At 62.1% G+C, this 11,652-nt stretch carries 10 protein-coding genes and 1 pseudogene; all 11 read left to right on the top strand.

Annotated features, from left to right (window positions below; genetic code table 11):
• Positions 1–196 precede the first annotated feature (196 nt).
• Positions 197–919, top strand: coding sequence for a UMP kinase (gene pyrH, locus NKJ28_RS19885; RefSeq protein ID WP_023674934.1), 723 nt, complete (start codon positions 197–199; stop codon positions 917–919).
• A gap of 91 nt (positions 920–1,010) precedes the next feature.
• A complete protein-coding gene (gene frr / locus NKJ28_RS19880; RefSeq protein WP_084640965.1) occupies positions 1,011–1,565 on the top strand; it encodes a ribosome recycling factor in 555 nt (184 codons plus the stop codon).
• 32 nt (positions 1,566–1,597) lie between these two features.
• Positions 1,598–2,320 carry an isoprenyl transferase gene (locus NKJ28_RS19875; protein WP_023674936.1) on the top strand — a complete coding sequence of 241 codons (723 nt, stop codon included), beginning with the start codon at positions 1,598–1,600 and terminating at the stop codon, positions 2,318–2,320.
• Between the two features lie 3 nt (positions 2,321–2,323).
• The gene (locus tag NKJ28_RS19870) at positions 2,324–3,157 is read left to right on the top strand and encodes a phosphatidate cytidylyltransferase (protein WP_352636754.1); all 834 of its coding nucleotides are present in this window, start codon (positions 2,324–2,326) and stop codon (positions 3,155–3,157) included.
• Between the two features lie 104 nt (positions 3,158–3,261).
• The gene (gene rseP / locus NKJ28_RS19865) at positions 3,262–4,404 is read left to right on the top strand and encodes an RIP metalloprotease RseP (protein WP_023674938.1); all 1,143 of its coding nucleotides are present in this window, start codon (positions 3,262–3,264) and stop codon (positions 4,402–4,404) included.
• 217 nt (positions 4,405–4,621) lie between these two features.
• The gene (gene bamA, locus NKJ28_RS19860) at positions 4,622–6,976 is read left to right on the top strand and encodes an outer membrane protein assembly factor BamA (RefSeq protein ID WP_352613732.1); all 2,355 of its coding nucleotides are present in this window, start codon (positions 4,622–4,624) and stop codon (positions 6,974–6,976) included.
• Positions 6,977–7,156: 180 nt separating this feature from the next.
• Positions 7,157–8,215 carry a UDP-3-O-(3-hydroxymyristoyl)glucosamine N-acyltransferase gene (gene lpxD / locus NKJ28_RS19855; RefSeq protein ID WP_352636753.1) on the top strand — a complete coding sequence of 353 codons (1,059 nt, stop codon included), beginning with the start codon at positions 7,157–7,159 and terminating at the stop codon, positions 8,213–8,215.
• Positions 8,208–8,672 (top strand): 3-hydroxyacyl-ACP dehydratase FabZ, encoded by a 465-nt coding sequence (gene fabZ, locus NKJ28_RS19850; RefSeq protein WP_023674942.1) that lies wholly within the window; start codon positions 8,208–8,210, stop codon positions 8,670–8,672. The genes lpxD and fabZ overlap by 8 nt, the downstream gene beginning before the upstream one ends.
• A gap of 13 nt (positions 8,673–8,685) precedes the next feature.
• A complete protein-coding gene (gene lpxA / locus NKJ28_RS19845; protein WP_352474276.1) occupies positions 8,686–9,519 on the top strand; it encodes an acyl-ACP--UDP-N-acetylglucosamine O-acyltransferase in 834 nt (277 codons plus the stop codon).
• A gap of 6 nt (positions 9,520–9,525) precedes the next feature.
• Positions 9,526–10,428: an LpxI family protein gene (locus NKJ28_RS19840; RefSeq protein WP_352636752.1), complete on the top strand. Its 903-nt coding sequence runs from the start codon at positions 9,526–9,528 to the stop codon at positions 10,426–10,428.
• Positions 10,418–11,583 (top strand): annotated as a pseudogene (gene lpxB / locus NKJ28_RS19835) (lipid-A-disaccharide synthase). Before NKJ28_RS19840 ends, lpxB begins: the two are co-directional and overlap by 11 nt.
• Positions 11,584–11,652: the final 69 nt, after the last annotated feature.

The raw sequence follows: 11,652 nt of genomic DNA, 5'->3' as shown, positions 1-11,652 counted from the left end.
GGTAACCCGGTAAAGATAGCCGCGGTTTTTCCTCAGCCGTCCATTTTTGGGGGGGGTGAGGTGCGGTAAACCCGGGACCACTTTCAAAATTTCCGGGGGGGGGCGCGGGGTCACAGCGGGCCCCCCTTCGTGTATCGGAACGCCCAGTGTTTCGGGGCGCACCGAAACGCGTCACACGCACGATGACGAGGACCAGATGACGGTGAAGCCCCTCTACCGACGTGTCTTGCTGAAAGCGTCGGGCGAAGCGTTGATGGGCGAGCAGCATTTCGGCATCGACGTATCGGTGGTCGACCGCATCGCCGCCGACATCGCCGAGGCCCGCGCATTGGGCATCGAAGTCGGTGTCGTCATAGGCGGCGGCAACATCTTCCGTGGCGTCGCGGTTGCGTCAAAAGGCGGAGACCGCGTCACCGGCGACCATATGGGCATGCTTGCCACGGTTATCAATTCGCTGGCGCTGCGCACCTCGCTCAACAAGATCGGCGTCGACGCCGTGGTGCTGTCGGCGATCGCCATGCCCGAGCTTTGCGAAAGTTTTTCGCAGCGTCAGGCGACCGCCTACATGAACCAGGGCAAGGTCGTCATCTTCGCCGGCGGCACCGGCAATCCGTTCTTCACCACCGATTCGGCTGCGGCCCTTCGCGCCGCCGAGATCGGCGCCGATGCTCTGTTCAAGGGCACCCAGGTCGATGGTGTCTATTCGGCTGATCCCAAGAAGGACCCGCATGCGACACGTTTCGAGCGGATCAGCCATGACGAAGTCATCAAACGCGGGCTTTCGATCATGGATACGGCGGCGATTGCACTTGCGCGCGAAAACAACATTCCGATAATCGTCTATTCGATCCACGAGAAGGGTGGCTTCGGCGATATCCTGAGGGGCGGCGGCCGTTGCACGGTTGTCGCAGACGATTGACCGGACCATGAACCCGAAAGGGACCGGTTGCGGATGAGGCTCGAACAGGGCCTAAGCAGTGAACCCGGGTTAACGGGTCGAGGAGACGATGATGAGTGGCGAGTACGACGATCTCAAACGGCGCATGGACGGGGCGATCGCCGCGTTCAAGCATGATCTGGCTTCGCTGCGCACCGGCCGCGCGTCGAGCAACCTGCTCGATGCCGTCCAGGTGCAGGCCTATGGCACCACCATGCCGATCAACCAGGTGGCAACAGTGTCGGTGCCGGAACCGCGCATGATTTCGGTTTCGGTCTGGGACAAGTCGATGGTCAGCGCAGTCGACCGCGCCATCCGTGAAGCCAATCTCGGCTTCAATCCTATCGTCGACGGTACCAATCTCAGGATTCCGCTGCCCGAGCTCAACGAACAGCGCCGCAAGGAGCTGGTCAAGATCTCGCACGGTTATGCCGAGAATGCCCGCGTCGCCGCACGCCACGTTCGCCGGGACGGCATGGACTTTCTGAAAAAGGCGGAAAAGGACGGCGACATCAGTGAGGACGACCATCGCAAACGGGCCGACCAGGTTCAGAAACTGACCGACGAGACAATCAGCACCATCGACCACCTGCTTTCCGACAAGGAAGCGGAAATCATGCAGGTCTAGGGTCTGGCCACGCCTGGCCCGGAAGCGAGAATATGGCAACGCCCGCGCATGTCGCGATCATCATGGACGGAAACGGACGCTGGGCCAAGGCGCGCGGCTTGCCGCGGCTGGCCGGTCACCGCGCCGGCGTCGAGGCGCTGCGCAAGACAGTGCGCGCCGCCCCCGGCCTAGGCATCTCCTTCCTGACCGTCTACGCTTTTTCGTCGGAAAACTGGTCACGGCCGAAATCCGAAGTCAGCGACCTCATGGGCCTGCTGAAGCTTTTCATCCGACGTGACCTTGCCGAGCTGCACCAGAGTGGGGTGCGGATCAGGGTCATCGGTGACAGGGCAGGGCTGCAGCCCGACATAAGGGGGCTGCTCGAGGAAGCCGAAACGCTCACTCTCAGCAACGAGGCGCTGACACTGGTCATTGCCTTCAATTACGGCGGGCGCGACGAGATCGTGCGCACCGCGCGCAAGCTCGCAGCGGCGGTGGCGCGCGGTGAGATCGAGAGCGAGGCGATCACGGCCGATTCCTTTGCCAGCTCGCTCGATACAGAGGGCATTCCGGACCCGGAACTGGTCATCCGCACCAGCGGCGAGCTTCGGCTGTCCAACTTCCTGTTATGGCAGGCCGCCTATAGCGAACTCGTTTTCCTGCCTTGCTACTGGCCCGACTTCAGTCGCGAGCACCTGTCCGATGCACTGCGCGATTTCGCCGGCCGCGAGCGCCGCTTCGGCGGACTTGCCGCCCAAGATGTCGCCTCAGGCTGAGGAATGAGCAACCTCCAACTCCGGGTCATTTCGGCCGTCGTGCTTGCCATCGTCACGCTTGCCCTGACCTGGCTCGGCGGACTGTCCTTCCGGTTGCTTTGCGCCGCCATGGCGGCGGTGATCTTCTACGAGTGGACGCGGATGAGCCGCCCCGTTGCCCCGGCAGGTGCTGGTGCCACGGCAGGTCTCGGCTTTCTGCCCGAGGCGCTGATCGTGGTCTTTATTGGTGCCCTCGTCGCCGGCCTGCCTGCGTCTTTGCTGCTGCCGCTCGTCGCGGCTCTGGTTGCTGTCACTGCCGTCGCTTCTTCCATGCGCAGGGCAGGACCGTGGGAAGCATCCGGCCTTGCCTATGCGGCCGTGTCCGGCTTGTCGCTGGCCTTCTTGCGTGACGACGACCATTCAGGGCTGCTGGCCATTCTGTTCCTATTCGCCGTGGTTTGGGCGACCGATATCTTTGCCTATTTCGTCGGCCGCTCCATCGGTGGTCCAAGGCTGGCGCCGTCGATCTCGCCGGGCAAGACGCGGAGCGGGGCGCTCGGTGGGGTGGTCGGCGGCGTAGTGGCCGGGCTGCTTCTGGCCGCCGTAGCCGGAACGGGCAACCTCGTCGTGCTTGGCGTGGTCGCACTGGTGCTTTCGATTGTCGCGCAGGCCGGCGACCTGTTCGAATCATGGGTCAAGCGACGCCACGGCCGTAAAGATTCCGGCACGCTGATACCCGGCCATGGCGGCATCATGGATCGGGTAGATGGGCTTGTCGCGGCGGCTTTCGCCCTATACGTCATCGGCTGGATTTCCGCGACCGCCGACCATCCGGCACAGGGGCTGTTTCCGGTTTGAACGGCATCGTCGGTGGGCCGGCGCGGGGCTGCGTCATGGATTCGCCTGGATTGATGTCACAGTCGCGGCGTGATCTGTGCCGTGGATGAATTTGAGGGCATGAATTGAACGAGATTTTTCACGCGGTTTTCAGCACAGAGGGCTTTGTCCTCGGCACGCTGGTGCCTTTCCTGTTCGTGCTGACCGTGGTCGTTTTTGTCCACGAAATGGGCCATTACCTCGTCGGGCGTTGGTGCGGTATCGGCGCAAAAGCCTTTTCGATCGGTTTCGGCCCAGAGATCATCGGCTTCAACGATAGCCGCGGCACGCGCTGGAAGCTTTGCGCCATACCGCTCGGCGGCTACGTCAAGTTCGTCGGCGACATGAACGCGACGTCGAGCCAGCCCAGCTCGGAGGAGATCGAGGCGCTGAGCGACGAAGAACGCAAGGTTGCCTTCCACACGCAGCCGATCTGGAAGCGGGCGGCGACCGTCGTGGCGGGGCCGCTGTTCAACTTCCTGCTGACGATCGCCGTCTTTGCCGTGCTGTTTTCCGTCCATGGCCGGCCCGTGCTGGAGCCGATGGTGGCTGAGGTCACCGTCGGCAGTCCGGCCGCCGCGGCCGGCATCATGCCCGGCGACCGATTCGTCAGCGTCGACGGCAGCAAGGTCGAGACCTTTGCCGACGTCCAGCGTCTGGTCTCTGGCCGCGCCGGCGACAGCATCACCTTCGTCATGTTACGCGCCGGCAAGGAAATCACCGTCACGGCGACGCCGCGCTTGATGGAACAACAAGACGCACTGGGCAACAAGGTCCAGGTGGCCGTGATCGGCGTCGTCAACAACAAGGAACTCGGCCAGCCACGGCTGATCACCTATAGTCCGGCCGGGGCGGTCGGGGCAGCGGTCCAGGAAACCGGACACGTCATCCAGCGTACCGGCCAGTTCCTGCAACGTTTCGTTGTCGGTCGCGAGGACAAGTGCCAGCTGGGCGGCCCCATCAAGATCGCCAAGATGTCGGGTCAGGCGGCAAAGCTCGGCTTTGAATGGCTCGTGCAGCTTGTTGCATTCCTGTCAGTCGGGATAGGGATTCTCAACCTTTTGCCGATTCCCCCCCTCGACGGAGGGCATCTTCTGTTCTACGGCGTGGAGGCTGTCATCCGGCGGCCGGTGTCCGAACGCATGATGGAAATGGCTTACCGAAGCGGCCTCATATTGGTGCTCGGGTTCATGGGCTTTGTTTTCTGGAACGATCTGTTTGGGTGCTGAAATCATGAAGGAATTTGGCTTCGGCACGAGCAATGTTGAGACGCCGTTTACCATGCGTGGGGATATGCGTGACGCGAAAGCCACGCCTCAGGGTTAAGTAAATACAAATTAACCAGAAGCCTTGCGTGTAGGGAAAATCCGGTTAATACGGTAGGGGAAATTACCGCACGTCCGGTTTTCTCGCCGTGGGGACTTCGAGAAAAGGTACAAAAGCCCGATGAAGGCAGCATCCAAGTTTCTGAGCGCCGCGTCCGCGGTGGCTATGTCCGCCGCTCTGGTTGTACCAGGCGCGCTCGCAGTGCAGTTCGTTGCCACATCGGCCGCCGAGGCGGCTGTCGTCTCCAGAGTCGAAGTCACCGGCAATCAGCGTGTCGACGCGGACACCATCCGCAATTACGTGACGATCAAGCCCGGCAAGGCGTTTTCCAGTTCGGATATCGACGATGCGGTCAAGGCGCTGTTTGGCACCGGGCTGTTTTCGGATGTGCAGATCAACCAGGTCGGATCGACGCTGGTCATCAAGGTGTCCGAATACCAGGTCGTCAACCAGGTGCTGTTCCAGGGCAACAAGAAGCTTAAGGACAACGCGCTTGAGGCCGCGGTGCAATTGAAGCCGCGCGGCACCTTCTCGCAACAACAGCTCGACGCCGATGTCGAGGCGGTCAAGGCCGCATACCGGCGTATCGGCCGCGACGATGCCGCCGTGACCACCCAGATCATGGATCTCGGCGACAACCGGGTAAATGTGGTCTTCAACATCAACGAAGGCGGCCGCACCCAGATTGCGGCGATCAATTTCGTCGGCAACAGCGCCTATTCGAGCCGCCGGCTGTCGGACATCATCTCCACCAAGCGTTCGTCCTTCCTGTCGTTCGTGCTGCGCGACGATGTTTATGACGAGGACAAGCTGCGCGCCGACCAGGAGCTGCTGCGCCGCTTCTATTATAATCACGGCTATGCCGACTTCCAGGTCGTCTCGGCTGTCGGCGAACTCGACGACACAACCAACAAATACACCGTCACCATCACGGTGCAGGAGGGCGAGCGTTATACGTTCGGGGATGTCAGCGTCGAAAGCACGATCCCCGAGGTCGACGCCAAGTCGCTCGAATCGGTGGTCGAGACCCACAAGGGCGATGTCTACAACGCCAAGAACGTCGAGGACACGATCATCGCCTTGACCGAAAAGGTCGCTGGATCCGGCTATGCCTTCGCCCAGGTGACGCCGCGCGGCGACCGCAACTTCGAAAACCACACGATCTCGGTGGTCTATACGGTCGATCAGGGCACCAAGGCCTATATCGAGCGCATCGAGATTCGCGGCAACGATCGGACGCGCGACTACGTCATTCGCCGCGAGTTCGATGTCAGCGAAGGCGACGCTTTCAATCAGGTCCTCATCCAGCGCGCGAAGAGGCGGCTGGAAGCGCTCGATTATTTTGAAAAAGTCGAAATTTCCACCGTTCCGGGTTCTGAGCCGGATCAGGTTGTGCTGGTGGTGGATGTGGTCGAGAAATCGACCGGTGAGTTCACCGTCGGCGCCGGTTATTCGAGCGGCGGTGAAACGTCAGGTCCGTCCGTCGAAGGTTCCGTCAGTGAGCGCAACTTCCTCGGTCGCGGCCAATTCATCAAGGTGGCAGCGGGCGGTGGCAAGAACTCGCGCGACTACAGCTTCTCTTTCACCGAACCCTATTTCCTCGGACGCCGCATCGCGGCCGGCTTCGACATCTACAAGCAGAGCCGAAACTACGACCATTACGACAGCGACACGACAGGCGCGACCGTTCGCTTCGGCCTGCCGATCACAGACAATATCTCGACGCAACTCGCTTATAATATTGCGCAAGAGAAGTACGAGTTCGATGAGGGCTGCGACCCAGCGGCCGGTTGCGACGTGTCCCAGGCGATCCAAAACGGCGTTAACGAGAGCCCATGGCTCAAGTCCTCGGTCAGTCTCGGCCTGATCTATAATACCATCGACGACATGAAGAACCCGCATGACGGTATTTATGCCAATGTCGGCACGGAAGTGGCCGGCCTCGGCGGCGACGCCAAGTTCATCAAGGTCACGGCGCGCGGCAGCATTTATCAGACGCTGTCCGAACAATTGGACCTGGTGGGCCTCATTTCGGGCGGCGCCGGCCATGTCCAAGGCTATGGCAACGGCGATCTGCGCGTCTTCGACCATTTCCAGAGCAGCGACCGTATGATCCGCGGTTTCGAATATGGCGGCATCGGCCCGGTTGCTTCGGACAACAGCAATGACCATCTCGGCGGCACCACCTACTTCAATGCCTCGGCGGAAGCGCAGTTCCCGCTGCCGGTCATCCCCGAAAGCTTCGGTTTGCGTGGCGCTGTGTTCGCCGATGCGGCAACGCTCTACGGTAGCAAAATCGCAAGTGGCCTTGTCAATTCTTCGACAACCGGCATGGAATGGCGCGCTTCCGTCGGTGTCGGTTTGATGTGGGCATCGCCTTTCGGCCCGATCCGCATCGACTATGCGATCCCGGTCAAGAAGGAAAAGACCGACGACGTGCAGGAATTCAACTTCGGCATATCGACCCGCTTCTGATGTGCGGGCAATGATGCTTCCGGCTCGTTTGGATCCGGATGGCAGTGATCCGACACTACAGCGCAGCGCGTCCTATCGGACGCGCAAAGGACGTTGTAGCACTTTGATTTGCGCATGATCCTTTCCGAGGGTCGATTTCCGATTTTCGGGGGCATGCGCTAGCTGGATATTGCTTCTGGAATGACCGATCCGGTGTTCTTCGCGCCCTCACGCCGGTATACGGCCGGCGAAGTCGCGAATCTGACCGGCTCGACGCTTGTTGATTCCGGTCTCTCCGATGTATCGATCGAGGCTCTGGCGCCCGCCAACGAAGGCGGCGAGAACGCCCTTGTCTTCGTCGATGGCAGGCGCAATTTCGCCCTGATGCAGTCACTGCGGGCGGCGGCGGTTCTCTGCCCTGCCGAATTTGCCGGCAAGGCGCCGGCGGGCATCGCGGTGCTGGTGCATCCGCGCCCGCAGCAGGCCTTCGCAATGGTCGGGCGTCTGCTTTTTCCGGCGGCTGCAACGCCTGGACCGATGACCGGCGAAACCGGTGTCTCGCCGCACGCCCATATCGATGCGACCGCCCATGTCGAGGCCGGTGCGATCATCGAAGCAGGTGCGATCATCGGACCTCGCGCTGCCATCGGCAGCGGGACCGTCATTGCCCCGCATGCGGTCATCGGTCCGTCCTCGCAGGTTGGCCGCGACGGCTATGTCGGTCCAGGTGCCAGCGTGCAATATGCGTTGATCGGCAATCGCGTCATCATCCATGGCGGTGCCAGGATCGGCCAGGATGGCTTCGGTTTCGTGGCCGGCGCCAAGGGTCCGGAGCGGGTTCCGCAGATCGGCCGCGTCATCATCCAGGACGACGTCGAGATCGGGTCGAATACGACCGTCGATCGCGGCGCCATGTCCGACACGATCATCGGCCAGGGCACCAAGATCGACAATCTGGTGCAGATCGCGCACAACGTTCGCATCGGCCGCAATTGCATAATAGCCGGGCTTTCGGGTATTTCCGGTTCCGTGACGGTAGGCGACAACGTCACCATGGGTGGCGGTGTTGGCCTTGCGGATCATTTGACCATCGGGTCCGGGGCCAAGCTTGCGGCAAGAAGCGGGTTTATGAGCAATGTGCCTGCCGGTGAGATTTGGGGAGGATATCCGGCGCAGCCGATGGCGGAAGCCATGCGCGAGATAGCGGCCTTGCGCAGACTTGCACGGACGCGCAAACAGGGTGAGGGGGGAAATGGCTGACATCGCAGCGGCGACGCTCGAAGCGGTTGACATAATGCGGCTGATGAAGCTCCTGCCGCACCGCTATCCGTTCTTGATGATCGACCGTATTGTCGACATAGATGGCGACGAATCCGCCATCGGCATCAAGAACGTCACCATAAACGAGCCGCATTTCCAAGGTCATTTCCCCGACCAGCCGGTCATGCCCGGCGTGCTGATCATCGAGGCGATGGCGCAGACGGCCGGCGCCATCTGCATCCGCAGCCTTGGTACGGAAAAGCCGTCGCTGGTTTATTTCCTGACCATCGACAATGCCAAGTTCCGCAAGCCGGTCGTTCCAGGCGACCAGCTGAAAATTCATGTGAAGAAAATCAAGAAACGCGGCAATCTTCTCAAATTCGCTTGCGAGGCCCTCGTCGATGGCGCCAAGGCGGCGGAAGCCGAGATCTCGGCGATGATGGTCGCAAGCGGCTGACAAACGAATGCTAATGAAAATCCAGACAGTCATCCATCCATCGTCGGTCATCGAGGCAGGCGCCCAAATCGGCGAAGGCGCCCGCATCGGGCCCTTCTGTCACGTCGGCCCCGACGCCGTGATCGGCGACCGCGTCGAACTGGTCAGCCATGTCTCGGTGATTGGCGCGACCACCATCGGTGCATCGACCAAGGTCTATCCGATGGCGATACTGGGCGGGCCGCCGCAGAACACCAAGCACAAGGGCGGCCGTACCACGCTAGTGATCGGCGAGAACTGCACGATCCGCGAAGGTGTCACCATGCATGTCGGCACCGATTCCAGCCGCGGCGAGACGACGATCGGCGACAACGGCAATTTCCTTGCCTATGCCCATATTGCCCATGACTGCGTGGTCGGCAAGAACGCCACCTTCGCCAATCAAGCGACGTTAGGCGGGCATTGCGAAGTCGGTGACAATGTCTACATCGGCGGCCTTACCGCGGTTCATCAGTTTGTCCGCATCGGCGATAACGCCTTTCTCGGCGGTTGCTCGGCGATCGTCGGCGACGTCATTCCTTACGCCATCGCCGTTGGCAACCGTGCCAGCCTTCGCGGCCTCAACATCATTGGCTTGAAGCGCGCCGGCCTGCCGCGTTCGGAGATCCACTTGCTGCGCAAAGCCTACAAGACGATCTTCGATCGCTCCCGGACCGTCGGCGAAAACATCGAATTCGCCAAGGCGGAATTCGCCTCGTCGCCGACTGCCATGAAGATCGTCGACTTCATCGCCGGTCGCGGCAAGCGGCACTACGCCGTGCCGTCGCTCAAGGGTAGCGACGGCGACGATACCGATGATGAAGACTGAGGGCAGATGACGAAGATTGAGGCTGCCGGAAAGGGCCTTGATCTCGCGCCAGATGCCAAGGTCGGCATCATCGCCGGCGGCGGCAGTCTCCCGGTCGAAATTGCCCGAGCGCTCGCCCGGCAAGGCAAATTGCCCTTCGTCGTGATGGCGGCCGGCGAGGTCGATCGCATAGCCGATTTCGAGCCCTATGAGCAGGCAACCTTGAGGCTGGAAGACGTCGGCTCGCTGCTGCCGATCCTTAAGCGGCATCACGTTACGCATCTCGTAACCGCGGGTCATATCACGCGCCGCCCCAGGCTGAGCGCCATGCGCCTCAATTTGGGCCTGCTCGCGTGGCTACCCAGCCTCTTCGTCGGTGTAACCCGGGGCGACGATACGGTGCTGAAACTGTTCGTGCGCAGGATCGAGCGCAGCGGCATCAAGGTCGTCGGCGCTCACGAGATCGTGCCGGAGCTGGTCGCCGCCGAAGGCCTGCTGACCAAGGCGGCGCCACGCAAATCCGACTGGCGCGACATCGAGGCGGCGCACGCGGCGGCAAAAGCCATCGGCGCGCTGGATATCGGCCAAGCGGCTGTTGCGATCGGCGGCCGCGCCATTGCGTTGGAAGGCGTCGAAGGCACCGACGGGCTGCTCGAGCGGACAAGGGAGTTGCGCGGGCACGGCAGGCTGGCCGGCGGGAGCCGAGGTGTTCTGGTCAAATGCGCCAAGCCCGGTCAGGAACTGCGTGCCGATCTGCCCTCCATCGGCCCGCTGACCGTCGAGGCGGCGCATGCCGCCGGACTGGCCGGCATTGCCGTCGAAGCCGGTCGCTCGCTAGTGCTCGAAGGTCCCGCCACCATCGGACGTGCCAATGCGCTCGGCCTGTTCGTAATCGGCCTGCCTGCTGCGGAGCCGGCGCATGGCGAATGAGCGGCCGTTGAAGATAGCCGTCGTCGCCGGCGAGGAGTCCGGCGACCTGCTTGGCGCCGACCTTGTGCAGGCGCTCAAGCGCATGACCGGGCGCGAAGTTCGGCTTGTCGGCATCGGCGGCCGCCATTTGCAGGCGCTCGGCCTGGCGCCATTGTTCGACGGCAGCGAGATCGCACTGATGGGGCTTAGCGCTATCCTGCGCGACCTGCCGCGCCTGATGCGGCGGATCGGCCAGACGGCAACGCGATTGCCGGTGAAAAGCCCGATTGCCTTATCACCATCGACAGTCCGGATTTCTCGCTGCGCGTCGCCAAGAAGGTGCGTGCCGCCGATCCGACTATCCCGATCGTCCACTATGTCTGCCCGAGCGTGTGGGCTTGGCGGCCGGGCAGGGCGGCGGCGATGAAGCCATATGTCGATCACATTCTTTGCATCCTGCCGTTCGAGGTGAAGGAACTCGCTCGCCTGGGCGGGCCGCCCGGCAGCTATGTCGGGCATCGCCTTGCACACGATCCGGGCATAATCAGTGCCGCCAGGGCGCAGGCGCAGCCGCGTGACCTGTCCGCAGATCACGTCAAAACGTTGCTTGTACTGCCTGGTTCGCGTCGTGGTGAGGTGCGACGCATGGTCGGGCCGTTCGGCGAGACGGTGTCGATCCTGCGGGCGCGCGGGCACCGCTTGCGCCTGCTGTTGCCGACGGTGCCGCACGTCGCCGATCTTGTCAGGACCTCGGTCGCGAGCTGGGACGAGAAGCCGGAGATCATACTCGATGCCGAACGCAAATGGCAGGCCTTCGGCAAGGCCGATGCGGCGCTGATCGCATCGGGGACAGTATCGCTGGAACTGGCACTGGCGGGTGTGCCGATGATCTCCTGCTACCGGCTCGATCCGGTCATGCGCATGGCGCAGCCGCTGATCAAAGTATGGAGCGCAGCCTTGCCCAATCTCATCGCCGACCGGCCGGTCGTGCCGGAACACTACAACCAATATGTGCGGCCGCATTATCTGGCGCGGCAGCTGGAAGCGCTGTGCTCCGATACCGCCTACCGCGCTTGGCAGAAGCACGGTTTTGCCGACATTGCCGGGCGTATGGCAACCGCCAAGCCGTCAGGCGAGATTGCCGCGGGTGTGGTGATGGGGATGGTGAGGAAGTGAGTGAATTGTGAATAGTGAATTGTGAATAGTGGTTTCTATGGACAGGGAGCGACGCTTCGCTACTCCCAT

The organism is Mesorhizobium sp. M0145 (assembly GCF_040322355.1).
Lineage (GTDB): Bacteria > Pseudomonadota > Alphaproteobacteria > Rhizobiales > Rhizobiaceae > Mesorhizobium.
Note: the sequence above shows the minus strand (reverse complement) of the source record. Positions and strands in the feature narration are given on the sequence as shown.